Raw genomic sequence first — 26,075 nt, 5'->3', positions numbered from 1 at the left:
TGTTGATCCAATCATGGTTCGCGTGAGTTGGCGCAACGGCATGACGGCGTACGTCCATGCTGCGTCGCGACCGGTGCGAGGGCCTATTTCCCGGACAGTGCGGCTGCCGGCACCAGTTGCTCGATGTTCTGGTTGAAATTGACCGCGACGCGGCCGTTCTGGATGCCGACCGACTCCACCTGCACATTGCCCATCACCGCCGCGATGGCCGGGTCGATGCGATAGATCGGCTCCTTGCGCGCGTAATCAGCCAGCCAGGCATTGAGCAGCTGGCGGGTGCTTTGGTCGAGTCTTGCGCCGGCGTTGGCCGGGCGGAAGTCATCGATGGTGGGCTGATCCAGGTAAAGGCCCTGCTTGGCGGTGTCGTAGCGCAGTGCGCTGGTCAAGGTCACATTGCCGACCGGTGCGGGCGCGCCGCCGGGGGTGGCCAGCGCCAGATCGAATGCCATCTTGAGCCGGTCGCCCGGCGGCAGCGACAGCGCCGGATTGCTGACCGTCATCTCGACCAGGCCGCCCAGCGCATCATGCGTCTGCGGGAAGCGGCCACCCAGGAACTGCTGCAGGTCGCTGCCCTGCACGCTGATCTGGTGCCCCTGGATCTGCGGCGTCGCCCACGCGCCGGTCGTCGGTAGCGCCAGAGCCAGGGCAAGCAGGGATCCGGCAAGCGAACGCAGTTTCATCGGGTGACTCCGGCAACAGGTGAAGATCACCTTAGTCGGTGCCGGTGAACCGTGGGTTAGCGCAATACCGGGTGCAGGGTGGCCGAATAGATCTCCCAGTCGTCGCTGCCGCTGCGCGGCTGCAGCCGGTAGGCGCCAACCAGGCGTTGGGTGCCGGTGTCGGTGCGCACGATCAGTCGCACCGGCACTTCGATCATGCGCGGGGGCTCCGCGTGGTCCAGTGCGATGGGCGGGTCGTTGTCGATGCGCATCGACTGGATGTTGGTAATGCTGCGCAGCGCCGCATCGTCCGGTACCGGCGCAGGGCGACCACCGCTCCACAGTGCATCGGCATCGCCGCGCGCCGCGCCGGGCAAGGCGCCCAGATACCGCTGCACGGTTGCGCTTGCTTTGGCGACGTTGGCGCGCGCGGCGGCATCGTCAAGGCTGGCATCGGTTGCGGGTCGTGCGGGCGCATCGCCCTCGGTGGCGCCCCCTGGCGTCTTGGTTGCCGCCATGACTTGCGAGGACGCTGCCGCGGCGGTTTCTTCGTCAGCGCTGCGATGACAACTGCAACCGGCGATGGCCACTGCAAACATGACGATCCCCAACCCACGCATGGCGCATCTCCCGTCCCCGATGCGCGCAGTGTAGCGATCACCGCGGCGTCGGTCTCAGCTGCCGGGAGCCGGCTGCACGCGCTGCAGGCGCTCCAGCAGCAACTGCAGTTTTGGCCGCAAGGCCTCCAGCGCATCGCTTGGCTGCGCGCGCGGGCGGGCGGCCAGGTCTTCCAGCAGCTGCGAACCGACGGTCAGTGCGGCGCATTCGTCGCTGCTCAGATCGCGTCGCAGATGCAGTTCCTCGAGCAGCCGCATCCAGTCCGCACGTGAGCGCTGTTCGAATTCGATGGTGCAGCGATCGCTGCAGGGGCGGCCATCGCTCTCGATGGGCGTGACCGTAATGCGATAGCGTTTTCGGGACATGGAAAGGGCGTCGTTCCTTGGGCTGACTCCACCATAGGCGCAGCCAGCAACGGCCTCGATAGCGCGGGCCATGACGCAGTGTTCCAGCATGCTCACTGTGCCGGCTGTGGCACGGGTTTGCGCAGCAGCGGCAGCGGATCGTACGCACCGTTGCGCCCATAGACACCATAGTGCAGATGCGGCGGCGTGCCGCGCGCGTTGCCGGTGGTGCCGACCATGCCGAGCCGTGTGCCGGGCTCGACGACATCGCCAACGGCCAGGCCGGCGGCCCAATCGTCCAGGTGCGCATAGTAATGGCGTTCCATCGCCGGCCCGAGCACCCAGACCTGTTTGCCGCCCAGGCCTTGATCGCGGATGGCACTGACCACCCCGCGCGTCGCGGACAGCACCGGCGTGCCTCGCGGCGCGAAGATATCCACGCCGGCATGGCGTCGGTCGCGACCGCGCGGTGCGCTGAAGGTATCGGCGATGCGGCGCGCCTGCACCCCTTCGAGCGGTACCGATAACTGCGCCGGTGGCGGCATGCGCGACAGCTCCCAGCTGGTGCGCAGTTGTTCGGCAATCGGCAATTGCCATGCCCAGCGCGCCGCCACACCCAGGACGCACAGCAGTGCAATCGACACCAGCAGGCGGCGCAGGCGACGTGCAGGGCTGCGGGCTGCCGATGGCATCGGTGTGGATGGGCGGGGAGACGATGGATCGGTCACATGCACCTGCTGCGTTGCGAATCAGCGTGCAGGGTAGGCAAGTGCCGATGAGCGGCATGTGGGTAGTGAGGCGGGCGGTCACGTGCGCAAAAAAAAGACGGCCCGCAGGCCGCCTTCGTGGCACCGGAGGCATGCTCGATTAGAGCGCGGCGTCCTTCAACTTCTTCAACAGGCGCGCCTTGACCTTGAAGCTGGCCGGCTTCGCTGCAAAGGTCTGCTCTTCCTTGGTGAACGGGTTGATGCCCTTGCGCTTCGGCTTGGCCGGCACGTGGACGCTGGTCAGCTTCAGCATGCCCGGCAGGGTGAACGAGCCGGCGCCCTTCTTGTTCAGCGACGAATGGGCGGCCGTTTCCAGCGACGCCAGAACGGCGCGAACGTCCTTCGGAGCCAGCTGGGTGGATTCGGCAATGTGCGCGACCAGGCCGGTCTTGCTCAGCGCTTCCTTGATCGGCTTCGGCGCAGCGGACTTGGCAGCAGCGGCCTTGGCCGGCTTTGCGGTCTTGGTCGCGGCGACCTTTTTCACTGCCTTCTTGGGGGCAGCCTTCTTAGCGGCGGTTTTTGCCATGAGTTATGTGTTCCGTGATCGTTGGTGGTGTTGGGTCTGCCGACCCGGTCGGCAACGCGAAATGTAGGGCAACTGCTGCGCGCCGCCAATAGGCAAACGATGAAACAACCGAAAAAAAGCGTCTTTTGACGGGGATTCGTTCACCGCTGGCAGAAAACCCCCGCCAAAGCGCTGTCGAAGCGGCTGCAATGCGCATGGCGATGCGGTGTCTGACGCACAGCAGCAGGTCGTTTGCGCGAAGGCATGTGTGCTTTTTTGCAGCGCGCTCGGTGCCGAGCGTTGCTCACGGTGTGCTGCCGGCGGTGGCGTTCGCTGCCGCGATCAGCGTTGCTGCATGGCTGCACTCTGCCGGAGGCGTTCGACGTCGCCAGCCACTGGTGCGCGTTCCCAAGGCGTGTTTGATCCGTCGCTCCGCTGCGTCCGCGTCGCATCTGGCGTGTGCGCCGGCCGCATGCGCCAGGGTTTCGTGCACCTGACCGGCACCGGTGAGCGGTATGGCGTGACGGCTGCGCCGCGCGCTCGTCGCAGCACTCCTGCGCATGGACCGGCCGCTGCAGAAAATCCTGGTTCCGATGATGTCCGGTCACGGACCGATCAATCATTGGCCGCCGACAAGCTGCGGCCGCGTTCGGTCGCTGCGGCAATCGCCTGGGCGGTGAGCGCTTCGAACTGGCCGGCCTGAAATGTCTCGATTGCCGCCTGCGTGGTGCCGTTGGGCGAGGTCACCCGGCGGCGGAGCAGCTCCGGTGCTTCGCCCGATTCGGTCAGCATGCGCGAGGCACCGAGCAGGGTCTGCAGCACCAGTGTGCGTGCGGTCTCGGCTGGCAGGCCTTGCGCACGCGCGGCCGCTTCCATCGCTTCGGCCAGCAGGAACACATAGGCCGGACCGCTGCCGGAGACCGCGGTCACCGCGTCCATCTGCGCTTCGTCGTCGATCCAGACGGTGACACCGGCGCTCTCCAGCAAGCTGGTTGCCTGCGCGCGTTGCCCGTCGGACACGCGGGAATTGGCATACAGCCCGGTGACGCCGGCACCGAGCAGCGCGGGCGTATTGGGCATCGCGCGCACCACCGCAAGGTTGCCGCCGGACCAGCGCTCCAGCTGCGGCGCGGTGATGCCGGCGGCGATGGACAGCAGCAACGGCTGTTGCGCCTGCGCAAGATCGGCCAGCTGCGCGCATACCGCCGGCAGCACCTGCGGCTTGACCGCCAGCACCCAGACGGCTGCGCCCTCCACCGCGCTGCGTGCCTGCTCCACGGCATGCACGCCGAAATCGCGCGCCAGCGCATCGCGCAGTTCGGCCACCGGCTCGGCGACGCGGATGCTGGCAGCGGGGACGCCTTGCCGGATCAGCCCGGCAATCAGGCTGCGCGCCATGTTGCCGCCACCGACGAACGCGGTGAGCGCAGCGGCAGCAGGCGAGGGCGCGGGGGCGGAGGGCAGAGTCATTGCGACACCTTAAATAAGAGGGAGCAGGATACGAGGGCGCAGCGACGCTGCGCGGCTGACCGGAAAGCATGCTCAGGACGCTGCGGTAGCCGATGCCGCGCGTTCGCCGAACAAGGCAGTTCCCACCCGCACCATGGTTGCGCCAGCTGCGATCGCTTCGGCAAAGTCCGAGCTCATGCCCATCGACAAGGTATCCACCTGCGGATACCGGCGCTTGAGGTCTTCGAACAGGTTCTGCATGCGGGTAAACGCCGCCATGCGGCGCGCCTGCTCGGGAAACGGCGCGGGGATCGCCATCAGGCCGCGCAATTGCAGCTGCGGTTGCAGCGCGATGGCTGCGGCCAGGCCGTCGACGGCCTCCGGCGCGCAGCCGTGCTTGCTGTCCTCGTCGTCGATATTGATCTGGATCAGCACATTCAATGGGGCGCGATCGGCCGGGCGGTGCCTGGCCAGCGGCGCGATCAGCTTGGCGCGGTCCACGGTCTGCACCCAGTCGAACCACTGGCTGGCCAGTTCGGCCTTGTTGGATTGCAGGTGGCCGATCAGGTGCCACTCCAGGCCCAGCGCCTGCAGCCGGGCAATCTTGGTTTGCGCTTCCTGCACGTAGTTTTCGCCGAATGCGCGCTGGCCCTGCGCCGCCAGCGCGGCAACCGCATCCGCCGGCCGGGTCTTGGACACTGCCAGCAGGCGCACATCGGCGCGCGCGTGCCGAGCCGCGGCGGCGTGGATGGCATCGAGAATCTGCTGCAGCGACGAAGCCGGCACGTGGCAATCCAGGCGGGAAAGGAACGCTATAGTGCCGCCCCCGGGAGCGTCCTTCCAGCCGGGTTGCCGAATCGGGCCGGCCAAGGACGCTGCACTGGCGCGCGGCGGTGCCGGGACCGGCCGCAGGCGTGGCGAGCCGGCGGTCGATGCCCGAGCCGGACCAGGCAAGGAGCGTGCCCGCACCGTAGCCCCAAACCAACGCCTTCAGGCCCGCCCGATGGTGCCGGCCTGAACCGGCCGCGCGCCGCTTCCCGCCGGCAGCCAGAACGCTATACTGCCGCTTGGGGAGTAACTTCCAATCGCAGCCTAGGGGAAAAGCAGCGCATGGATATCGCTGAACTATTGGCGTTTTCTGTCAAGAACAAGGCATCGGACCTGCATCTGTCGGCTGGCTTGCCGCCGATGATCCGTGTCGATGGCGATGTCCGTCGCATCAATATTCCGGCCCTGGACCACAAGCAGGTACATGCGCTGGTCTACGACATCATGTCGGACAAGCAGCGTCGCGATTACGAGGAATTCCTTGAGGTCGACTTCTCGTTCGAGATCACGTCGCTGGCGCGCTTCCGCGTCAATGCCTTCAACCAGAACCGCGGCGCCGGTGCGGTGTTCCGTACCATTCCGTCCGAAGTGCTGACGCTGGAGGACCTGGGCTGCCCGCCGATCTTCCGCCAGCTGATCGACCAGCCGCAGGGCCTGATCCTGGTCACCGGCCCGACCGGTTCGGGCAAGTCGACCACGCTCGCCGGCATGATCGACTACATCAACAAGAACGAATACGGCCACATCCTCACCGTCGAGGATCCGATCGAATTCGTGCATACCTCGCAGAAGTGCCTGATCAACCAGCGCGAAGTGCACCGCGACACGCACGGCTTCAACGAGGCGCTGCGCTCGGCGCTGCGCGAAGACCCGGACATCATCCTGGTCGGCGAATTGCGCGACCTGGAAACCATCCGCCTGGCGTTGACCGCCGCCGAAACCGGCCACCTGGTGTTCGGCACCCTGCACACCAGCTCGGCGGCCAAGACCATCGACCGCATCATCGACGTGTTCCCGGCCGGCGAAAAGCCGATGGTGCGCTCGATGCTGTCCGAATCGCTGCGTGCGGTGATTTCGCAGGCGTTGCTCAAGAAAGTGGGCGGCGGGCGCACCGCCGCCTGGGAAATCATGGTCGGCACCCCGGCCATCCGTAACCTGATCCGCGAGGACAAGGTGGCGCAGATGTATTCCTCGATCCAGACCGGCCAGCAATACGGCATGCAGACGCTGGACCAGCATCTGCAGGACCTGGTCAAGCGCAGCCTGATCACGCGCAACCAGGCACGCGAATACGCCAAGGACAAGCGGATATTCGAGTAGCCGGGATTCGGGATTCGGGATTGGGGATTCGCAACGGCGGCTCCCGGACCGGACCCCGCTCTTGCGAATCCCGAATCTCCACTCCCGACTCCCTGCTCCCGAGGAGCACGCCATGAGCACCATCGACTTCACCTCCTTCCTCAAGCTGATGGCGCACCAGAAGGCGTCGGATCTGTTCATCACCTCGGGGATGCCGCCGGCGATCAAGGTGCACGGCAAGATCAGTCCGATCACCCAGACGCCGCTGACCGCGCAACAGAGTCGCGACCTGGTGCTGAACGTGATGACGCCGTCGCAGCGCGAAGAATTCGAAAAGACCCACGAGTGCAATTTCGCCATCGGCGTGTCCGGGGTCGGGCGCTTTCGCGTGAGCTGCTTCTACCAGCGCAACCAGGTCGGCATGGTGCTGCGCCGGATCGAAACGCGCATTCCCACGGTGGAGGAGTTGAGCCTGCCGCCGGTGATCAAGACGCTGGCGATGACCAAGCGTGGGATCATCATCTTCGTCGGCGCCACCGGTACCGGCAAGTCGACCTCGCTGGCGGCGATGATCGGTTACCGCAACCAGAATTCCACCGGGCACATCATCACCATCGAAGACCCGATCGAATTCGTGCACAAGCACGAGGGCTGCATCATCACCCAGCGCGAAGTCGGCATCGATACCGACAGCTGGGAGAACGCGCTGAAAAACACCCTGCGCCAGGCGCCGGACGTGATCATGATCGGCGAGGTGCGCACCCGCGAGGGCATGGATCACGCCGTGGCCTTTGCCGAAACCGGCCACCTGGTGCTGTGCACCCTGCACGCCAACAACGCCAACCAGGCGATGGACCGCATCATCAACTTCTTCCCGGAAGACCGGCGCAACCAGCTGCTGATGGATCTGTCGCTCAATCTCAAGGGCGTGGTCGCGCAGCAGCTGATTCCGACCCCGGATGGTCGCGGCCGGCGTGTGGCGATGGAGATCATGCTGGGCACGCCGCTGGTGCAGGACTACATCCGCGACGGCGAGATCCACAAGCTCAAGGAGATCATGAAGGAGTCCACCAACCTGGGCATGCGCACCTTCGATCAGAGCCTGTTCGAGCTGTACCAGGCCGGCGAAATCAGCTACGAAGACGCGCTGCGCTACGCCGACTCGCAGAACGAGGTGCGCCTGCGCATCAAGCTCTCGCAGGGCGGCGACGCCAAGACCCTGGCCCAGGGCCTGGATGGCGTGGAGATCGCCGAGGTTCGTTGAGCGATTGCAGGCGTGCTGCCGTGGCCGATGGCCGGGGCATGTGCGGAAGCAGGATGGCCTGCGCCGGGCGCGGCGTGTTGCTGACTGCAGCTGTCCGGTGCGCGATGCCAGCGGCGGATGGCGCCGCAGCGACACGGGCGCAGCGGACGGCGCGGACGGTGTGATGTTTCAGATGTAACCAGGTGCGCCGATAGTGTCTAATATCCGCACCCCACCGCAGTGCCCAGCCCGTGAGCCTTCCCGATTCCGATCTCCGTCCGGAGCAAGAGCCGTTGCCCGACGACGGCACAGTGATGACGTCCGGTCCGTTGACGCCGCCACCGGATTCGGCCGGCACCGCCGCCGACGACCACGCATTTCACCACTCGGTGGCCGAGGACGTGCAGGGCATGGTGCTGGCCACACTGGTGGCCTCGCTGGGCCTGGCGATCTTCGCCAAGGGCGGGCTGATGATCGGCGGCATGGCCGGCGTGGCGTTCCTGCTGCATTACGCGCTGCACTGGAATTTCGGCCTGGTGTTCGTGCTGGTCAACCTGCCGTTCTATTGGCTGAGCGTGCGCCGCATGGGCTGGGAATTCACCTTGAAGACCTTTGCCGCGGTCGGCGCCTGCGGTGCGCTCACCGACCTGCTGCCGCGCTGGGCCGATTACGCCCACATCAGCACGCTGTTTTCGGCGATCGTCGGCGGCGCGCTGGCGGGCCTGGGCATCCTGTTCTTCATCCGCCATCGCGGCAGCCTGGGCGGCATCGGCATCCTGGCGGTGTACCTGCAGCGCGAGCGCGGCTGGAGTGCGGGCAAGGTGCAGATGAGTTTCGATGCGATACTCATGCTAGTCGCGTTCTTCGTGCTGACGCCGGACAAGGTACTGTATTCGGCCATTGGCGCGCTGATGCTGAGCCTGGTGCTGATGTTCAACCACCGGCCGCACCGCTACATGGGCGTGTGAGCGCGCAGCGGAATTACACGACCTCCTCGCGCGCCGGGCAGTCTGTGGGCAGGTCCAGTCGTTGCATCAGGCCGCGCGCATCGAACGGTGCGTGCACCTTCATGTCGTTGTCGAAATAGCAGTACACGTCGCGCCGCGCGCGCTTGCTGGCACGCGGCCCGACACGCTGCGCATCGGAGGGCTCACCGCCTGCGGCCCAGGCCGCGATCCGCTCGCCCCAGCGGTCCAGAGCGTGGTCGCTGTAGCCGCTGGCATACAGCTGCGCGTCGCCATGCAGCCGCAGGTAGACAAAGTCGGCAGTGACATCCTCCAGGTACGGAAACTTGCCTGCAGTGTCGGCCACCACCACGCCCACCTTGTGCTTGCGCAGCAGCTTCATGCAGGACGGGTCGCAGAAGCTGGAATGGCGCATTTCCAGCGCATGCCGTAGCGGGCGCTTGCGATCGACGCTCAAGGCCGTGCGCCCATGCATCAAGGTGGTGTCGCGTTTGCGCGCCAGGGTGAGTGCCGCCTCCGTGTCGTGCGGCAGGTTGGAGAGAAATGCATCCAGCACCGCTGCGTCAAAGCGCAGGCTTGGCGGCAATTGCCACAGGATCGGCCCTAGCTTTGGCCCCAGCCGCAGTACGCCGGATGCAAAGAAGTTGGCCAGCGCCTGTTCGCAATCGCGCAGCCGCTTCATATGCGTGACAAACCGCGGTCCTTTGACCGCGAAGACGAAGTCGTCCGGCGTCTCGTCATGCCAGCTCTGGTAGCTCTCCGGCCGCTGCAGCGAATAGAACGAGCCATTGATTTCCACGCTGGGAAAACAGCGCCCGGCGTAGGCCAACTCGCGCCGCTGGGCCAGGCCAGTCGGGTAGAACGTGCCGCGCCAGCGTGCATAACGCCAGCCTGAAATGCCGATGCGGATGCTCATGTGCCGACCATGCCGCGACGGGTGTGCAGTGATCGTGGATGCTGCGGCAAGGCCGCGTCATCTAGTGCGCCGCCACCACGCTGGCGCCGTAGCAGTCGCTGCCGTGGCGCACGCCAAGATCGGCGACAAAGTCGAACGTGTAATGCCCGGCGTCATGCCATGGCCATTGCGCCTGCAGCTCGGGGTCGCTGCTCTCGGCGGGCGTCGGGCAGCGTGCATCTGGATCAGGCGAGCGTTGCCGGCCTTGCGCATCCAGGCGCAGGTGCTGCAACTGGGTGTCTACCGCGGCACGCATCGCCGGGTGTTGCGCCAGCCAGTCGTCCGCTTGGCGTTCCTCGGGCAAGCGCTCGGCAGCAGCCTTGCGCGGCGCCGCCAGCGTGTGCTGGTAGGGTAGCGGATCTGCAGTACCTGGGTTGGGTGGCGCTCGGCGGGCAGCGGCGACAACGGGCGCGACAGGGCCAACGTGTCCTAGAAATAATCGCCGTCGCGGTAGGCCGCATAGCTGCGTCCATCGATGCGTAGCCAGTACAGCGCTTGGTCGCCACCGCGGCCGCTGATGCTGAATCCAGCGTCCGCTCCTATATCCGCTGGTGTCCCTGTGGGCGTGGGGGCGGCTGCGCGGAAGCCATCGTTATGACCCGCAGCACTGTGATTTGGGTAAATAGACCGGTGCCGCCCACATAGGCGTCATCCAGCAGATCGCGTTGGCCGTCCTCGTCCAGGTCGATCAGGGTGTAGTGGTGGCTGCGGTTCTCGGAGAGATCGTCTGCTTCGCTGGTGGTGCGCGTGCGGTAGGCTTGCAGCGCGTGCCACTCGGCATCGGTGACGCCGGCCGGCTGCGTGGGTGGCACCGCCTCGGATGGGTCTTCCGCCGGATCCGGGCTCGCAATGTCGAAGCTTTGCCCGCTGGTAGCGGCGTAGCGTTTCATCACGGTGTCGATGGGCGTGGGGTCGCTGGCCGGCACGGCGGCAATGTCACGGCGCAACTGGTCCAGCACCTGCGTCAGCGAAAGCCCAGGCACCTTGTGCGCGTCTGCCTGCGGCACTGCCGCGGCGAAGGCAATCAGCAACCCGCCAATGCTCAGCGAGCAGCGCAGGCGAGAGGTGTGATGCGGTGTGGCCGCGGCACGAAGTGCTGGCGCCTCGCACGCGGCACGCAGGGTGTTGATCACGCGCTGCGCATCCAGGGCGGCGACAGTGCCTGAATGTCCGCAAATACCGGGCACTCGGGATGGTGCGCGCCGGGCAGGTAGCCCAGGCTCATCTGGAATTCGCCAGTGATCTCGCCGCCGGTGAAGCGGAAGGTCTTCTTGAACAGCTTGACCCAGGCGGCTTTGTCGAGCGGGTGCTGCGCGTCCAGCCATTGCGCGAAGCTGCCGTGCGTGGCGCGCAGCTGCTGGATGACCTGCGCGTTGTGGATGGCCGCCAGCACCTTCAAGCGGTTGCGGATGATGCCGGCATCGCCGAGCAGCCGTGCGATGTCGCTCTCGCCATAGGCCGCCACCGTGTCCACGTCGAAGCCGCCGTAGGCGCGCTGGAAGTTGCCGCGCTTGCGCAGGATGGTTTCCCAGCTCAGCCCGGCCTGATTGATCTCCAGCACCAGGCGCTCGAACAGCTCGGACTCCTCGCGTTGCGGAAAGCCGTACTCGTGATCGTGGTAATGGCCGTGGACCGGATGGCCTGGGGCGATGCTGCAATAACCGCTCATGAGATGCCTGTTGTTGATGGACCGGTTGTAGGTGGACCGGCTGTGAGTGGACCGGCTGTGAGTGGACCAAGGGCCGGCGCTATGGCCGGGAATCCGATGCACGGCCACAGCGACCGAACAGCGACGCGTGGGTGGATAGATCGACTGCCGTACCGGAGCAGATCGATCGCGGTAAGGCACAGCCTGTAGGGCCGCTGCGCAGCCGCCAGCAATCTGAATGGGCCGGTCTTGCCTGCCGGACCATCTGTGGCGTCTGCAAGGTCCAAGTCCATCGGTCGCATCGGCAGTCCAATGACGTCCGCGTGCAGCAAGTATGGCAGCGGCTCTGCGCGCGGCGAAGCGAACGGCTAGAATGCGGCCATGTCCGTTTTGCCCACGCCTCTGGCCAACCAACTGCTGATCGCGCTTCCGGCGCTGTCCGATCCCACCTTTTCGCGTAGCGTCGCGCTGATCTGCCAGCATGACGAGAACGGCGCCATGGGCGTGCTGGTCAACCGGCCCTCCGAGTACACCCTGGGCGAGGTCCTGTCGCAGATGGGCATCGACACCGTCGACGACCACCTGCGTGAGCAGGTCGTGCTCAGCGGCGGGCCGGTGCACCCGGAACGCGGTTTCGTCATCCACGACGATGCGCGCAACTGGGATTCCAGCCTGGAAGTGGGGCAGGGCGTGTACCTGACCACCTCGCGCGACATTCTCGAAGCCATGGCGGCCGGCGAAGGCCCGCGCAATGCGCTGGTGGCGCTGGGCTGTGCCGGCTGGGGCGCGGGGCAACTGGAATTCGAACTGGGCGAGAACAGCTGGCTGACCGCGCCGTCGGATGCCAATGTGCTGTTCGCCACCGCGCTGGAAGATCGCTGGCAGACCGCTGCCGGGCGCATCGGCGTGGATCTGTTCCGGCTGACGGATTATTCCGGGCATGCCTGAGGCGGGCGCGATCCGCCCCGATGGCACGGTGCTGGGCTTCGACGTGGGGTCGCGCCGGATCGGCGTGGCGGTCGGTACCGCATTGGGCGCCGGTGCGCGTGCAGTGGCGGTCATTCCTGTGCATGCGAATGGCCCTGACTGGGTCGCGCTGGACCGCGTGCACAAGGAATGGCGCCCCGACGGCCTGGTGGTCGGCGACCCGCTGACCCTGGACGACAAGGATCAACCCGCACGCAAGCGCGCACATGCCTTTGCCCGCCAACTGCGCGAGCGCTATGCGCTGCCGGTGGTACTGATCGACGAGCGCTCCAGTTCGGTCGAAGCTGCGCAGCGCTTCGCGCGCGAGCGCGCCGACGGGCGCAAGCGCCGCCGCGATGCCGAGGCGCTGGACGCGATGGCGGCCGCGGTGATCGTCGAACGCTGGTTGGCCGCGCCCGACCAAGCCACCCTTCTTCCCTGACACTCCCGACCTGCGATGACCACCATGCAACTCGATTCGGACGGACGCCTGCGCCACCTGCTCACCCTGGAAGGACTGCCGCGCACCACGCTGCTGCAACTGCTCGATCGTGCCGGCCAGATCCGCGACGCGGCGGTGGGGCGCGTAGGCAAGCGCAGCGTGCTCGCCGGCACCGCGGTGTGCACGCTGTTCTTTGAACCGTCCACGCGCACGCGCAGCTCGTTCCACCTGGCTGCGCAGCGGCTGGGCGCGGACGTGCTCAATTTCGATGCCTCGACCTCCTCGACCCGCAAGGGCGAGACCGCACGCGACACCTTGAAGAACCTCGAGGCGATGGGCGTGCGCGGCTTTGTGGTGCGCCATCCCGACGACGGTGCGGTGGAAGCGCTGGCCGCGGCCGCAGGCGAGGGCACCGCGCTGATCAATGCCGGTGACGGCCGCAGTGCGCATCCCACCCAGGGCCTGCTGGACATGCTCACCCTGCGCCAGGCCAAGGGCACCGATTTCTCCAAGCTCAAGGTGGTGATTGTCGGCGACGTGAAGCACTCGCGCGTGGCGCGCTCGGACCTGCATGCACTGCGCACGCTGGGTGCCGGCGAGATCCGCGTCTGCGGTCCGGCCAGCCTGCTGCCCGACGACGACATGCTGGACGGTTGCGTGGTCGGCCAGGACTTCGACGCCATGCTGGACGGCGCCGACGCCTTGATGATGCTGCGCCTGCAGCGCGAGCGCATGGAAGAAGGCCTGGTGCCGTCGCTGGAGCAGTATCACGCCGACTACGGACTCACCCGCGAGCGCCTGGCACGCGCCGGCCGTGACGCCGCCGTGCTGCATCCGGGCCCGATCAACCGCGGTGTGGAAATCACCGACGAAGTCGCCGACGGCGCGCAATCGTGCGTGCTGCGCCAGGTCGCCAACGGCGTGGCGGTACGCATGGCCGTACTGGAAACCCTGCTAGGTTGAACCAGCCCGGCGACGCGACCGCGCATCCACAATGCGGTCGCGGTCGCCGCCGGCCGAGCGTCTTCGCGCAGACGCTCGCAAAGCCCTTGCCATCAGAACGCGCGCGCAGCCTGCTCTTACGATTCCCGAATCCCGAATCCCGAATCCAGGCACCACGCCATAACATCCACTCGCCTATCGTGACCGCTCCTTTCATCGCAGGAGATCGCAATGGGTATTTCACGTCACGCCACCGCTCACTGGGAAGGCGACCTCAAGACCGGCAAGGGCCAGCTCAGCACACCGCAGAGCGGGCTGATGGACAAGACCCGCTACGCCTTCAGCAGCCGCTTCGGCGACGAGAAGGGCACCAACCCGGAAGAACTGATCGCCGCTGCGCATGCCGGCTGCTTCACCATGGCGCTGTCCGCTCAGCTGAGCGAAGCCGGTTTTCCGCCGACCTCGCTGGACACGCGTGCAGACGTGGACCTGTCGATGGAAGGCGGCCCGCAGCTGTCGCAGATCCGCCTCAAGCTCACCGCCGTGGTGCCGGGGATCGACGAAGCCAAGTTCCGCGAGCTGGCCGACGCCGCCAAGAAGAACTGCCCGGTGTCCAAGGCGCTGAGTGCGGTGCCGATCAGCCTGGAAAGCGAGTTTTCCAACCAGGCGTGATCCCTGTGCGTGCGCCGGTGATGGTGGCCGGCGTACGCAGCTGGCGGCGACCTGAATAGGGCTTTGCAGGGGCGGTTCGGTTCAGGGCGGTTTCACTGGCGCAGGCCGAGCATCGGCTGCGTGTCCTCCCTGTGAAGCTGCTGCAATGAAAACTCTCGTGCTTGGTGCTCTGGTGGTGGGTCTGGCCGTTGCAGGCAATGCAACTGCGCAGCGCTATGACAGCGGCTACAACGGACGTGGCAACTACGAGGATGGTCGCTACGAATATGCGCGAGTGGTGCGCGTGGACCCGATCATCGTCACCGATGCGTACAACGAGCGCAGCAGCGAACGCTGCTACAACCGTCCGGCCGACGGCTACTACACCAGCAACGATGGCTATTACCGCGATGGCGGCAGCTACGGCCAGGCCGGCGTGTCCAATCGCGGGGTGGCCAGCGTGATCGGCGGAATCGCCGGTGCGGTGCTCGGCAGCCAGGTCGGCGGCGGCAATGGCCGCCTGGTCGGTACCGCCGTCGGCACCATGGCCGGCGTCGCGGCAGGCCGCTCGATCTACGAAGCCAATAACCGCAACTACCAGGGCAATGTCAGCGTCTGCGAGCCGGTGTCCTACCGCCGCGAGCGCGATCGAGTCGATGGCTACGACGTGACGTACGAATACGCGGGCCGCACCTATCACACGCGTAGCGACTACAACCCGGGCGATCGCATCCGCGTGCGCGTAGACGTGCGTCCCGACTGAGCGCCGCAGCATCGCGCCGTGCTCGGGCGATCTCCATCAGCCGCTTGAATGACGAAAACGCTGTGGGAGGCCACAGCGTTTTTCGTTTCGACCCAGGCGTGCGTCAGCCGCAGGATCAGGCGGCGATCACGCCCAATCCAGCGTGCCGCGAATCACCGTCTGCACCTGGCCGCCCGACCACACGTCGCCATTGGCATCGATGCGCAATTCCAGCAAGGCGTCGAAGCTGATCTCGCGGCCCTGGCTGACCACATAACGGCGTTCCTTGCCGGGCAATGCGTTGCGACTGTCCAGCCAGGCGGCAAGCACCGCATTGGCCGCGCCGGAGGCGGCATCTTCGAAGCGCCGGCCATTGCCGACGAAGGCGCGCACCGCCAGATCGTAGGCGCCGGGCGCTGCGGCGCCGGCATAGGCGAACACGCCCATGCTGCCGGTGGATTCGGCCAGCGCGGCGATCGCCTCCCAATCCGGCTGCAGGCCGCGCAGTGCCGCTTCGCTGGCCAGTTCCACCACCCACCAGGTGCGGCCGCCGTCCATCAGCGCGGGCGGCAGCCCGCCGAGGGGCCAGCCGCGCAATGCATCGCGCAGGCGCGGGTCGTCGGCCTGCACCTGCTCGGCCACGCGTGCACGCGGGGTGCGGATGGCGATGCTGCGGTGGCCTGCGATCTGCTCCACGCGCAGCGGCAACTGGCCGGCGATGCCGTCCTGGATCAGCACGCCGTCGTCGGGCGCGGCCAGGCCGGCCTCCAGCACCGCATGTGCGGTGCCCACGCTGGGGTGGCCGGCAAACGGCACTTCCTTTTGTGGCGAAAACATCCGCAGCCGATAACTGCTGTGCGCGTCCGGCGCCGCAAACACGAAGGTGGTTTCCGGCAGCTTGGTCCAGCGTGCGATGGCCTGCATCGCGGCATCGTCCAGGCCTTCGGCATCCAGCACCACTGCCAGCGGGTTGCCGCTGCCGGGGCGGGCGGAGAACACATCCAGTTGCAGGAAGCGGCGGGTGGTCATGGTGGCGGATCCGCGAACAGGGCGCGGCAGCTTACCAATCGATGCGGCCTTCGATCACTTGCCTGGTCGTTCCGCCGATCCAGACCTCGCCTTGGTGATCCACCTCCACGTGGACGCGGCCGTCGCGGCCGACCTCGCGGCCCTGGCTGGCGACATAGCGCGACGCCTCGCCCGGCACGCGGCCCTGGCCGTGCAGGCGCGCGGCAATGCAGGCGTTGGCGCTGCCGGTGACCGGATCTTCCGCAATGCCGTCGCCGGGGCAGAAGGCGCGTACCACCAGGTCTGCGTCGCCATTGGCCTGCGGCGCGTAGATGGCCAGGCCGGTGGCCGCGCTGGCCTGGGTCAGGCGGGTGATCGCAGACAGATCGGGCATCGCCTGGCGTACCGCCTGCGCGTCGGCCAGTTCCAGCAGCCACCAGCCGGGGCCGTTGTTCCAGAGGGCGGCCGGGTGGTCGGCCACGCGCAGACCCGCGCAGGCATCGCGTAACGCCGCGGCATGGATCGCGCCTGTCTCGATCGCTTGCGCACGCGGTGCCTGCAGCCGCACCAGCAGGGCGCCATGCCGGTCGATCACCTGCACCGGCAGCACGCCCGCCGCACATTGCTGGCGCATCCGGCCGTCCGGCTTGAACGCCACCAGCCCGTGGGTTGCCGCCGCCCATGCGGCGCCGACGCTGGGGTGGCCGGCAAACGGCAACTCGGCGCGCGGGGTGAAGATGCGGATGTGGTAATCCACATCGGGCGCGCTGACCGGCAGGAAAAAGATCGTCTCCGACAGGTTCAGCCACGCGGCGATCTGCTGCATCTGCGCGGACGACAACGCCTGCGCGTTGAGGACCACGCCCAACGGATTGCCGTTGCCGTGCTGGCCGCCGAAGACATCCAGTTGCAGGTAGCGATGCTTGCTCATGGGGCATGGATCTCGGTCGATGGAAGGCGCGTGGATGGTTGCAGCGCAAACCGTTGCGGTGATGGAAGCGGCCGCCGGCAGGCTGTGACCGCACGCGGGGTCATGCGGGCGACATTGGCAGTAGAATCGGAGGTTCCGCCCGGCGTACCGGGCGTTTTCCCCCTCATCCTAAACGCCTATCTCCATGTCAGCTCCCCACTCTACCGATCGTTGGATCGTCCTCAAGTTCGGCGGCACCTCGGTGTCGCGTCGTCATCGCTGGGACACGATTGGAAAACTGGCGGGCAAACGGGCCGAGGAAACCGGTGGCCGTGTGCTGGTGGTGGTGTCTGCATTGTCGGGCGTGACCAACGAACTCACCGCGATCGCCGATGGCGCCGCCGACAGCGCGCAGCGCGTGGCCGCGCTGGAGCAGCGTCACCGCCAGTTCCTGGCCGAGCTGGAGCTGGATGCAGATGCGGTGCTGGGCGAGCGCCTGGCCGCCTTGCATGCCTTGGTCGGCGACGCGCGCGCGGCCGCGCGTACGCTGGACTGGCAGGCCGAGGTGCTGGGGCAGGGCGAGTTGCTGTCTTCCACCATCGGTGCGGCGTACCTGCATGCCAGCGGCCTGGACATGGGCTGGCTGGATGCGCGCCAGTGGCTGTCGGCGCTGCCGCCGCAGCCCAATCAGAGCGAATGGTCCAAGCGCCTGTCGGTGTCCTGCCAATGGCAGTCCGACGCCGACTGGCGCGCGCGTTTCGATGCGCAGCCCACCCGCCTGTTGATCACCCAGGGCTTCATTTCGCGGCACGCCGATGGCGGCACCGCGATCCTGGGGCGTGGCGGTTCGGATACCTCGGCGGCGTATTTCGGTGCGCTGCTCGGCGCCAGCCGCGTGGAAATCTGGACCGACGTGCCCGGCATGTTCAGCGCCAATCCCAAGGAAGTGCCGGACGCGCGGCTGCTGACCCGCCTGGATTATTACGAAGCGCAGGAAATCGCCACCACCGGCGCCAAGGTGCTGCACCCGCGCTCGATCAAGCCATGCCGCGATTCCGGTGTGCCGATGGCGATCCTGGATACCGAGCGCCCCGATCTGCCGGGCACCAGCATCGACGGCAATGCCGAGCCGGTGCCGGGCGTCAAGGCGATCAGCCGCCGCAACGGCATCGTGCTGGTGTCGATGGAAGGCATCGGCATGTGGCAGCAGGTCGGCTTCCTGGCCGATGTGTTTACGCTGTTCAAGAAGCACGGCCTGTCGGTGGACCTGATCGGTTCGGCCGAGACCAATGTCACCGTTTCGCTGGACCCGTCCGAGAACCTGGTCAACACCGACGTGTTGGCCGCGTTGTCGGCCGATCTGTCGCAGATCTGCAAGGTCAAGATCATTGTTCCCTGCGCGGCAATCACCCTGGTCGGGCGCGGCATGCGCTCGCTGCTGCACAAGCTTTCCGATGTGTGGGCCACGTTCGGGCAGGAACGCGTGCACATGATTTCGCAGTCGTCCAACGACCTGAATCTGACCTTCGTCATCGACGAAGCCGATGCCGATGGCCTGCTGCCGATCCTGCATGCGGAATTGATCGACAGCGGCGCGATGCCGGTGAGCGAAGGCGAGGTGTTCGGTCCGCGCTGGCGGCAGATCATCGGTTCGGTGCGCCCGCGGCCCACGCCGTGGTGGCATGCCGAGCGCGCGCATCTGCTGACGCTGTCCAGGGCCGGCACGCCGCGTTACGTCTATCACCTGCCCACCGTGCGCGCCCGCGCGCAGGCGCTGGCGCAGATCGCGGCGGTGGATCAGCGTTATTACGCAATCAAGGCCAATGCGCATCCGGCGATCCTGATGGCGCTGGAACAGGCCGGGTTCGGCCTGGAATGCGTCTCGCACGGCGAGCTGCGCCGCGTGTTCGACACCTTGCCCGAGCTGTCGCCGCGGCGCGTGCTGTTCACGCCGAGCTTCGCGCCCAAGGCCGAATACGAAGCCGGATTCGCGCTGGGCGTGACCGTCACCGTAGACAACGTCGAAGCATTGCGGCGCTGGCCGGAGGTGTTCCGTGGCCGCAACGTGTGGCTGCGCATCGACCTGGGGCATGGCGACGGGCATCACGAGAAGGTCAACACCGGCGGCAAGGCGTCCAAGTTCGGGTTGTCGTCCACGCGGGTGGATGAGTTCGTGGAGGTGGCGCGCACGCTCGAGGTCACCATCACCGGCGTGCATGCGCACCTGGGCAGTGGCGTGGAGACCGGCGAACACTGGCGGATGATGTACGACGAACTGGCCGGCTTTGCGCGCCGCATCGGCACGGTGGAGACCATCGACATCGGTGGCGGCCTGCCGATTCCCTACAGTGCCGAGGACGAGCCGTTCGACCTGGAGGTGTGGGCCAAGGGCCTGGCCGAGGTCAAGGCGGTGCATCCGGGCTATCGCCTGGCGATCGAGCCGGGCCGCTACCTGGTGGCCGAAGCCGGCGTGCTGCTGGCGCAGGTAACCCAGGTGATCGAAAAGGATGGCGTGCAGCGCGTGGGCCTGGATGCGGGCATGAACACACTGATCCGCCCCGCCTTGTACGACGCCTGGCACGACATCGAGAACCTCAGCCAGCTCGATGCGCCGGCCGATGGCAGCTTCGATATCGTCGGGCCGATCTGCGAATCCTCCGACGTGTTCGGCAAGCGTCGTCGTCTGCCTGCCGCCACCGCACCGGGCGATGTGATGCTGGTGGCTGATGCCGGTGCCTACGGCTACTCGATGGCCAGCACTTACAACCAGCGCGAATTGCCGCGCGAAGAGGTGATCGATGCGCCCGCAGGCTGAATTCGTTGCGCTCAGTACGCTGGCCGGTGGCGGAGCGATCGTGTTCGCCACCGCGCTCCAGCAACTGAGCCTGGGCATGCCGTGGAGCGACATCTTCAAATGGGCGCTGCCCGCGTTGGTCGCCGCCGGTATCGGCGCATGGCTGGCCGGGCGTTGGCAACGTCGACGCGATGCGCGGGCTCCGGCACGCCGCAGTGGCGGGATGGCGGTGCGCACGGTGCTGTTGAGCGCGCTGAGTTATGTGCCTGTGGTGGCGCTGTATCTCGCAGTCGCCTTCGCGGTGTCCGGCGATGCGACGGCCGCACGCCCGGATGTGCTGGTGCTGGCGGTGCTGTTCGGTTGCCTGCCGTTGCTGTGGGCCGTGGTGCCGTTTTCCATGATTGAATATGTCCTGTGCCGGCGTTATCTGCGTCGCGTACGTGTTCCTGCAGGTAGTCCATGAGCGCTTTCGACAAACACCAGATCTCCACCTTCCGTTTCGTGCGTTGCGCACTCGACGCACAGACCGGCGTGGCGACGCTGGTGTATGCCTTCGACCAAGGGCCGGAACTGGTCGAGACCGTCGCGGTGCCGGGTGCACCCTTCGCGCTGGACGGCGCGCATGCCGCTGCGGTGCAACAGGCGCTGCGCCTGCTGCACCTCATCGCCGGCGTCAGCTATTTCAAGGCGGCGGTACCGCCGACCATCCAGATCGACGGTTACGCCATCGACGCTGACACTGCCGCGCTGGTGGAAAGTGTCTACCTGCACGGTCTGGGCGAGTTCGCCTACCGCAATGGCTTGAACCTGCACGGCAGGATCCGCTTCCCGGTGGCCGCACCGGCAACGGCCGATGCTCCGGCGCTGGGCCTGCGCGAGCATGCGTTGGTGGCGATCGGCGGTGGCAAGGATTCGCTGGTCAGCATCGAAGCCCTGCGGCATGCCGGCATCGACCAGACGGTGAGCTGGATCGGCGGCTCGCAGCTGATCCGTGCCTGCGCCGAGCGCACCGGTCTGCCGGTGCTCAATATCGGCCGCGTGCTGGCGCCGGAATTGTTCGAGCTCAATCGCCAGGGCGCGTGGAACGGGCATATCCCGGTCACCGCGGTGAACTCGGCCATCCTGGTGCTGTCCGCCTTGCTCAATGGCGTGGACCAGGTGGTGTTTTCCAACGAGCGTTCGGCCAGTTACGGCAGCCAGATTCCCGGCACCGGCGAGGTCAATCACCAGTGGTCCAAGGGCTGGGCGTTCGAGCAGGCATTCGGCGACTACGTACAGCGGCATGTGGCGGCCGACCTGCGCTATTACTCGTTGCTGCGGCCGTTGTCGGAGCTGGCGGTGGCGCGCCAGTTCGCCAAGACCGACCACTACGACGCGCATTTTTCCAGCTGCAACCGCAACTTCCACATCATGGGCGAGCGCCCGGTGCATCGCTGGTGCGGGGTCTGCCCGAAGTGCCATTTCGTGTTCCTGGCGTTGGCACCGTTCATGCCCAAGACGCGCCTGGTCAACATCTTCGGGCGCAATCTGCTCGACGATGCAGGCCAGGCCGGCGGCTACGATGCGCTGCTGGAATTCCAGGACCACAAGCCGTTCGAATGCGTGGGCGAAGGCCGCGAATCGCGCGCGGCAATGGCGGTGCTGGCCGGCCGTGCCGAATGGAAGGAAGACGCGCTGGTGCTGCGTTTCATCCGCGAGATCCAGCCGCAGCTGGACCAGCAGGAATTGCAGCTGGAGCCGTTGCTGGCCATCGACGGCGAGCACCGGATTCCGTCGGCGCTGTGGGAGCGCGTGCGTGCGAATTTCGCAGCTTGAGGGCAAGGCGGTTGCGTTATGGGGTTGGGGGCGCGAAGGACGCGCCGCGTATCGTGCACTGCGCGCCGCGTTGCCGACGCAAACGCTGACGGTGTTCTGCAACGCCGACGAAGCGCGCGAGCTCGAGACGCTGGCCGATGCTGCGTTGCATGTGGAAACCGTGGCCAGCGCGCAGGCGCTGGGCCGGTTCGAGGTGGTGGTGAAATCGCCCGGCATCAGCCCGTATCGCCCCGAGGCGCATACCGCGGCAACCGTGCACGGCACGCAGTTCATCGGCGGCACCGCGTTGTGGTTTGCCGAACATGCGCAGCCTGACGGTTATGTGCCTGGCGCCATCTGCGTCACCGGCACCAAAGGCAAGAGCACCACCACCGCGCTGCTGGCGCATCTGTTGCGTGCGGCCGGCCATCGCACCGCGCTGGTCGGCAACATCGGCCAGCCCTTGCTGGAAGTGCTGGCACCGCAACCGCCGCCGAGCTATTGGGCGATCGAGCTGTCCAGCTACCAGACCGGTGAAGTGGGGCGCAGCGGCGCGCGTCCGGAATTGGCGCTGGTGCTGAACCTGTTTCCCGAGCATCTGGACTGGCATGGCGACGAGGCGCGCTACGTGCGCGACAAGCTGGCGCTGGTCACCGAAGGCCGCCCGCGCATCGCCTTGCTCAACGCGGCCGACCCGCACCTGACCCAGCTGCAGTTGCCCGACAGCCAGGTGCGCTGGTTCAACCATCCCGATGGCTGGCACCTGCGCGGCGATGTGGTGTATCGCGCCGAGCAGCCCGTGTTCGATACCGCCAACGTGCCGCTGCCGGGCGAACACAATCGGCGCAACCTGTGCGCGGTGCTGGCTGCGGTGGAAGCCTTGGGCCTGGACGCTGCGGCACTGGCGCCGGCCGCAGCGAGCTTCCGCCCGTTGCCGAACCGCCTGCAGCTGCTTGGCAGCGTGGACGGCATCAGCTACGTCAACGACTCGATCAGCACCACGCCGCATGCGTCACTTGCGGCGCTGGCCTGCTTTGCGCAGCGTCGTGTGGCCTTGCTGGTGGGTGGGCACGATCGTGGGCTGGACTGGCAGGAGTTTGCCGCGCAGATGGCGCAGAAAGCGCCGCTGGAAATCGTCACCATGGGAGCGAACGGGCCGCGGATCCATGCGTTGCTGGCCCCGCTGGCCGAGAGCGGCCGTTTCGGCCTGCATGCGGCCGCCGACCTGGAACATGCCGTGCGGCTGGCACGCGAGGCGCTGGGCGAGCAGGGCGGTGTGGTGCTGCTGTCGCCGGGGGCGCCCAGCTTCGGCGCGTACAGCGACTACGTCGCGCGCGGCCGCCATTTTGCGCAGCTGGCCGGGTTCGACCCGGCGGCGATCAGCGCGATTCCGGGCCTGGGCGTGCAGTAGCGCTGCAATGACCGCGCTGGTCGATGGCGGGCATTCGCCTCGAGTTTTCGATCGCGGCTGCAGGCCGCCGACGCAACCGCTCTGCCGTCGCCGGCGATGACCCGGCCTGCACGGCAACAGCGCCTACACTCGCCGGACCTTCCCGGGAGCAGGCACATGCACAAGCAATGGAGATGGCGTGGCGTTGGGGTGTTCGGTGTCCTGGCGTCGCTGGCGTTGCTGGCGTTGCCCGCCGCCGCTGCGATGCAGGCCAAGCCGCTGGAATGGACGATCGGCAAGGACACCTTCAGCGGCGTGCTGGTCTACGACGATGCCGGTGCCGCCAGGCGCCCAGGCCTGGTGATGGTGCCGAACTGGCGCGGGGTCAACGATTCGGCAGTCACCAAGGCCAGGCAACTGGCCGGCGACGACTACGTGGTGCTGGTTGCCGACGTCTACGGCAAGGGCCGGCGTCCTGCCAACGACAGCGAGGCCGGGCAGTTTGCCGGTGCGCTGAAGAAGGACCCGCAGACGCTGCGCGCCCGCGCGCTGAAAGCAGTGGACGTGCTCAAGACGCAGGCCGGCAAGGCGCCGCTGGATGCATGGCGCATCGGTGCGGTGGGCTTCTGCTTCGGCGGCACCACGGTGCTGGAACTGGTGCGCGCGGGCGCGCAGCTGGCCGGTGTGGTCAGCCTGCACGGCGGTATCGCCACACCCAGCCCGGCGGCCGCCGGTTCGGCCAGGACACCGCTGCTGGTGCTCAACGGCGCCGACGACAAGAGCGTGACCAAGGCGGACATCGCCGCGTTCGAAACCGAGATGACTGCGGCCGGCGCGGACTGGCAGTTCGTCAACTTCAGTGGGGCCGTGCATTGCTTTGCCGAAGCCGATGCCAACAGCCCGCCGGGCTGCCTGTACAACCCGCGTGCGGCGACGCGTGCATACCGCATGCTGGGCGACTTCTTCGATGAGCGGTTTGGTCGATAGCAGGGAGTGGTGATTCGGGATTCGGGATTCGCAACAGCGTGGTCCCGTTCTTCGAATCTTCCTGTGAGCTAGTGCTCTGGGCTTTGGGCTGAGCGTCGTTGCGCCATCGCATGCCGGGAGTCGTGAAAGCACAAGCAGCCGCTTTTGCGAATCCCCAATCCCAAATGCCCACTTCCGTCCGGGGCGTCCAGCCCCGGATCAGTGCGTGCGTTGCACCGCGTAGCGAGCCAGGCCGCGCAATGCGGCGACCGCCGGGCTGGCAGGCAGGGTGTCCAGCGCCTGTTCGGCGGCGGCTGCGTATTCGGCGGCGCGCTGGCGGCTGTAGTCCAGTCCGCCGGTGGCGTGGATGGCGGCCAATACTTCCGGCATCGCGGCTGCATCGCCTTGTTCGACGATCTGGCGCAGCCGCTCCCGGGTGCCCGCATCCGAGTGCGCCATGGCGTGGATCAGCGGCAGGGTCGCCTTGCCTTCGGCCAGGTCGTCGCCCAGGTTCTTGCCCAGGTCGGCTGCGTCGGCAGCGTAGTCGAGTACGTCATCGGCAATCTGGAAGGCAAAGCCCAACTGCATGCCGTAGTCGTACAGGCGCTGCTGCACCTGCGCGTCCGCGCCCGAGGCCAGCGCGCCCAGGCGGGTGCCGGCGGCGAACAGCACCGCGGTCTTGCGCTCGATCACGCGCAGGTAGGCGGCTTCGTCGGTGTCGGGGTTGTGCACGTGCAGCAGCTGCAGCACCTCGCCCTCGGCAATGCGGTTGGTGGTGTCGGCCAGGATCTGCATGACTTCCATGCGATCCAGCTCCACCATCAACTGGAAGCTGCGCGAATACAGGAAGTCGCCGACCAGCACGCTGGGTGCATTGCCCCACAGCGCATTGGCGGTGCTGCGCCCGCGGCGCAGGTCCGATTCGTCCACCACGTCGTCATGCAACAAGGTGGAGGTGTGGATGAACTCGATGATCGCCGCCAACTGGTGGTGCTCCGGGCCGGAGCCGCCAGCGGCGTGACCGGCCAGCATCACCAGCATCGGACGCAGGCGCTTGCCGCCGGCGGAGATGATGTGATCGGCGATCTGGTTGATCAGCACGACGTCCGAGGCCAGGCGGCGGCGGATCAGCGCGTCGACCGCGGCCATGTCGGGCGCGGCGAGGGACTGGATCTGGGGCAGGCCCAGGACGGTGGGGAGGTCTTCGGCGATGGTCATGCGCAGGCGTTCGTGATGTGCGCCGATTATAGGTGTCTGGGCCAGATCCGTCCCGTCGGCCGTGTCCGGAGGTCTTCACGGCAGCCGCAAACCCTTGCAGCGTCAGCGCCGGACAGGTTCGGGAGTGCCCGGATTCCGACCTGCCGGCGCGGCATTCCCCGGCCCGGCGCTGCGGGGACCTACAGGCACCGGGGCAGGGCAGGTGCGGTAACATTGGCGCCAAGACATTCACCGCCGCGCCCCATCGGCGCCGGCGCACCATCTCGGAAGCATCTATGGCCCGCGGCATCAACAAAGTCATCCTCGTCGGCAACCTCGGCAACGATCCCGACACCAAGTACACCCAGGCCGGCATGGCGATCACGCGCGTGAGTCTGGCCACCACCAGCATGCGCAAGGACCGCGAGGGCAACAACCAGGAGCGCACCGAGTGGCACCGCGTGGTGTTCTTCGGCAAGCTGGGCGAGATCGCCGGCGAGTACCTGCGCAAGGGTTCGCAGGTGTACGTCGAAGGCGAGCTGCGCTACGACAAGTACACCGGCCAGGACGGCGTGGAGAAGTACAGCACCGACATCGTCGCCAACGAGATGCAGATGCTGGGCGGCCGTGGCGAAGGCGGTGGTGGTGGTGGCATGGGCGGCGATCGCCCGCAGCGCAGCCAGGCGCCGCGCCAGCAGCAAGGCGGCGGTGGTCAGGGCGGCGGTCAGGACTATGCCCCGCGTCGTCAGCAGCCGGCCCAGCAGCAGTCGGCACCACCGATGGACGATTTTGCCGACGACGATATCCCGTTCTGATCGGCAGCCAGCCTGTTTGTCATTCCGGAAGGCCCGCCTTGTGCGGGCCTTCTGCGTGCTGGCCATTGGCGGCATCGCTGCACACCGGTGGTTCCAAAGCGGCTGCACGCGCAGGCTGACCTGGCCGGTACGACGGCGCCGCTGACCAGTCTCGACCAGGCATGGCTGGCACCCCCTC

The 26,075-nt window shown here is 67.0% G+C and carries 28 protein-coding genes; 14 read left to right on the top strand and 14 right to left on the bottom strand.

The window, feature by feature from the left end:
- Positions 1-83: 83 nt before the first annotated feature.
- The 7 genes from EO139_RS04865 to EO139_RS04835 all read right to left on the bottom strand — a co-directional run bounded on the left by EO139_RS04865 (position 84) and on the right by EO139_RS04835 (position 5,128).
- Positions 84-680: a DUF1439 domain-containing protein gene (locus EO139_RS04865; protein WP_126969556.1), complete on the bottom strand. Its 597-nt coding sequence runs from the start codon at positions 678-680 to the stop codon at positions 84-86.
- Positions 681-736: 56 nt separating this feature from the next.
- Positions 737-1,279 (bottom strand): hypothetical protein, encoded by a 543-nt coding sequence (locus EO139_RS21540; protein WP_164739733.1) that lies wholly within the window; start codon positions 1,277-1,279, stop codon positions 737-739.
- Positions 1,280-1,333: 54 nt separating this feature from the next.
- Positions 1,334-1,642: a DUF3861 family protein gene (locus EO139_RS04855; protein WP_104583084.1), complete on the bottom strand. Its 309-nt coding sequence runs from the start codon at positions 1,640-1,642 to the stop codon at positions 1,334-1,336.
- Positions 1,643-1,734: 92 nt separating this feature from the next.
- The gene (locus EO139_RS04850) at positions 1,735-2,313 is read right to left on the bottom strand and encodes a M23 family metallopeptidase (protein ID WP_126969554.1); all 579 of its coding nucleotides are present in this window, start codon (positions 2,311-2,313) and stop codon (positions 1,735-1,737) included.
- A gap of 175 nt (positions 2,314-2,488) precedes the next feature.
- Positions 2,489-2,914 carry an HU family DNA-binding protein gene (locus EO139_RS04845; protein ID WP_104583086.1) on the bottom strand — a complete coding sequence of 142 codons (426 nt, stop codon included), beginning with the start codon at positions 2,912-2,914 and terminating at the stop codon, positions 2,489-2,491.
- A gap of 594 nt (positions 2,915-3,508) precedes the next feature.
- Positions 3,509-4,363 (bottom strand): pyrroline-5-carboxylate reductase, encoded by an 855-nt coding sequence (gene proC, locus EO139_RS04840; protein WP_126969552.1) that lies wholly within the window; start codon positions 4,361-4,363, stop codon positions 3,509-3,511.
- 72 nt (positions 4,364-4,435) lie between these two features.
- Positions 4,436-5,128: a YggS family pyridoxal phosphate-dependent enzyme gene (locus EO139_RS04835; RefSeq protein WP_126969550.1), complete on the bottom strand. Its 693-nt coding sequence runs from the start codon at positions 5,126-5,128 to the stop codon at positions 4,436-4,438.
- Between the two features lie 324 nt (positions 5,129-5,452).
- On the opposite strand from EO139_RS04835, the gene EO139_RS04830 reads away from it, so the two are divergent.
- The 3 genes from EO139_RS04830 to EO139_RS04820 all read left to right on the top strand — a co-directional run bounded on the left by EO139_RS04830 (position 5,453) and on the right by EO139_RS04820 (position 8,680).
- Complete coding sequence (locus EO139_RS04830) at positions 5,453-6,490, top strand: type IV pilus twitching motility protein PilT (RefSeq protein WP_104583089.1); 1,038 nt, start codon at positions 5,453-5,455, stop codon at positions 6,488-6,490.
- Between the two features lie 112 nt (positions 6,491-6,602).
- The gene (locus EO139_RS04825) at positions 6,603-7,733 is read left to right on the top strand and encodes a PilT/PilU family type 4a pilus ATPase (RefSeq protein WP_016902355.1); all 1,131 of its coding nucleotides are present in this window, start codon (positions 6,603-6,605) and stop codon (positions 7,731-7,733) included.
- Between the two features lie 272 nt (positions 7,734-8,005).
- Positions 8,006-8,680, top strand: a complete 675-nt coding sequence (locus EO139_RS04820) for a YitT family protein (RefSeq protein WP_164739766.1) — start codon at positions 8,006-8,008, stop codon at positions 8,678-8,680.
- 13 nt (positions 8,681-8,693) lie between these two features.
- On the opposite strand, the gene EO139_RS04815 is transcribed toward EO139_RS04820, so the two are convergent.
- The 4 genes from EO139_RS04815 to EO139_RS04805 all read right to left on the bottom strand — a co-directional run bounded on the left by EO139_RS04815 (position 8,694) and on the right by EO139_RS04805 (position 11,301).
- Positions 8,694-9,593 carry a DUF72 domain-containing protein gene (locus tag EO139_RS04815; RefSeq protein WP_119131210.1) on the bottom strand — a complete coding sequence of 300 codons (900 nt, stop codon included), beginning with the start codon at positions 9,591-9,593 and terminating at the stop codon, positions 8,694-8,696.
- Between the two features lie 61 nt (positions 9,594-9,654).
- Entirely contained in the window at positions 9,655-9,936 is a 282-nt protein-coding gene (locus tag EO139_RS21640) for a hypothetical protein (RefSeq protein WP_241235913.1), read from the bottom strand.
- A gap of 235 nt (positions 9,937-10,171) precedes the next feature.
- Positions 10,172-10,765 (bottom strand): hypothetical protein, encoded by a 594-nt coding sequence (locus EO139_RS21635; RefSeq protein WP_241235912.1) that lies wholly within the window; start codon positions 10,763-10,765, stop codon positions 10,172-10,174.
- On the bottom strand, positions 10,762-11,301 hold the full coding sequence (locus EO139_RS04805; protein WP_126969548.1) for a DNA-3-methyladenine glycosylase I: 540 nt from the start codon (positions 11,299-11,301) through the stop codon (positions 10,762-10,764). The genes EO139_RS21635 and EO139_RS04805 overlap by 4 nt, the downstream gene beginning before the upstream one ends.
- Positions 11,302-11,661: 360 nt before the next feature.
- Here EO139_RS04805 and EO139_RS04800 point away from each other — a divergent pair, with 360 nt between their 5' ends.
- From EO139_RS04800 to EO139_RS04780, 5 genes are all read left to right on the top strand, one after another.
- The gene (locus tag EO139_RS04800; protein WP_119127835.1) at positions 11,662-12,228 is read left to right on the top strand and encodes a YqgE/AlgH family protein; all 567 of its coding nucleotides are present in this window, start codon (positions 11,662-11,664) and stop codon (positions 12,226-12,228) included.
- Positions 12,221-12,688 carry a Holliday junction resolvase RuvX gene (ruvX, locus tag EO139_RS04795; protein ID WP_104583092.1) on the top strand — a complete coding sequence of 156 codons (468 nt, stop codon included), beginning with the start codon at positions 12,221-12,223 and terminating at the stop codon, positions 12,686-12,688. Before EO139_RS04800 ends, ruvX begins: the two co-directional genes overlap by 8 nt.
- A 15-nt stretch (positions 12,689-12,703) precedes the next feature.
- Positions 12,704-13,651, top strand: coding sequence for an aspartate carbamoyltransferase catalytic subunit (locus tag EO139_RS04790; protein WP_104583093.1), 948 nt, complete (start codon positions 12,704-12,706; stop codon positions 13,649-13,651).
- A gap of 210 nt (positions 13,652-13,861) precedes the next feature.
- Complete coding sequence (locus EO139_RS04785; RefSeq protein WP_104648124.1) at positions 13,862-14,302, top strand: OsmC family protein; 441 nt, start codon at positions 13,862-13,864, stop codon at positions 14,300-14,302.
- Between the two features lie 145 nt (positions 14,303-14,447).
- Positions 14,448-15,044: a glycine zipper 2TM domain-containing protein gene (locus tag EO139_RS04780; protein ID WP_161959972.1), complete on the top strand. Its 597-nt coding sequence runs from the start codon at positions 14,448-14,450 to the stop codon at positions 15,042-15,044.
- A 126-nt stretch (positions 15,045-15,170) separates the two neighbouring features.
- Here the strand turns inward: EO139_RS04780 and EO139_RS04775 are convergent, their stop codons facing one another.
- Entirely contained in the window at positions 15,171-16,052 is an 882-nt protein-coding gene (locus tag EO139_RS04775; RefSeq protein ID WP_126969546.1) for a PhzF family phenazine biosynthesis protein, read from the bottom strand.
- Positions 16,053-16,083: 31 nt separating this feature from the next.
- Positions 16,084-16,962 carry a PhzF family phenazine biosynthesis protein gene (locus EO139_RS04770; protein ID WP_126969544.1) on the bottom strand — a complete coding sequence of 293 codons (879 nt, stop codon included), beginning with the start codon at positions 16,960-16,962 and terminating at the stop codon, positions 16,084-16,086.
- 184 nt (positions 16,963-17,146) lie between these two features.
- On the opposite strand from EO139_RS04770, the gene EO139_RS04765 reads away from it, so the two are divergent.
- The 5 genes from EO139_RS04765 (at position 17,147) to EO139_RS04745 (ending at position 23,906) form a co-directional block, all read left to right on the top strand.
- Positions 17,147-19,756 (top strand): bifunctional aspartate kinase/diaminopimelate decarboxylase, encoded by a 2,610-nt coding sequence (locus EO139_RS04765; protein ID WP_126945139.1) that lies wholly within the window; start codon positions 17,147-17,149, stop codon positions 19,754-19,756.
- Complete coding sequence (locus EO139_RS04760) at positions 19,740-20,198, top strand: hypothetical protein (RefSeq protein WP_119131216.1); 459 nt, start codon at positions 19,740-19,742, stop codon at positions 20,196-20,198. Before EO139_RS04765 ends, EO139_RS04760 begins: the two co-directional genes overlap by 17 nt.
- Positions 20,195-21,550, top strand: a complete 1,356-nt coding sequence (gene murL / locus EO139_RS04755; RefSeq protein ID WP_115677627.1) for a UDP-N-acetyl-alpha-D-muramoyl-L-alanyl-L-glutamate epimerase — start codon at positions 20,195-20,197, stop codon at positions 21,548-21,550. Before EO139_RS04760 ends, murL begins: the two co-directional genes overlap by 4 nt.
- The gene (gene murD, locus EO139_RS04750; protein ID WP_126969542.1) at positions 21,531-22,940 is read left to right on the top strand and encodes a UDP-N-acetylmuramoyl-L-alanine--D-glutamate ligase; all 1,410 of its coding nucleotides are present in this window, start codon (positions 21,531-21,533) and stop codon (positions 22,938-22,940) included. Before murL ends, murD begins: the two co-directional genes overlap by 20 nt.
- 156 nt (positions 22,941-23,096) lie before the next feature.
- Positions 23,097-23,906 (top strand): dienelactone hydrolase family protein, encoded by an 810-nt coding sequence (locus EO139_RS04745; protein ID WP_164739731.1) that lies wholly within the window; start codon positions 23,097-23,099, stop codon positions 23,904-23,906.
- Between the two features lie 198 nt (positions 23,907-24,104).
- On the opposite strand, the gene EO139_RS04740 is transcribed toward EO139_RS04745, so the two are convergent.
- Positions 24,105-25,103, bottom strand: a complete 999-nt coding sequence (locus tag EO139_RS04740; RefSeq protein ID WP_115677625.1) for a polyprenyl synthetase family protein — start codon at positions 25,101-25,103, stop codon at positions 24,105-24,107.
- Positions 25,104-25,378: 275 nt separating this feature from the next.
- On the opposite strand from EO139_RS04740, the gene EO139_RS04735 reads away from it, so the two are divergent.
- Complete coding sequence (locus EO139_RS04735; protein ID WP_104583104.1) at positions 25,379-25,897, top strand: single-stranded DNA-binding protein; 519 nt, start codon at positions 25,379-25,381, stop codon at positions 25,895-25,897.
- The last annotated feature ends 178 nt before the right edge of the window (positions 25,898-26,075 follow it).

The sequence above is a fragment of the Xanthomonas sp. BRIP62411 genome (assembly GCF_003993525.1).
In the GTDB taxonomy this organism is placed as follows: Bacteria; Pseudomonadota; Gammaproteobacteria; order Xanthomonadales; family Xanthomonadaceae; genus Xanthomonas; species Xanthomonas euroxanthea.
The sequence above is the reverse complement of the archived record's forward strand: the minus strand, read 5'-3'. Positions and strand labels throughout refer to the sequence as shown.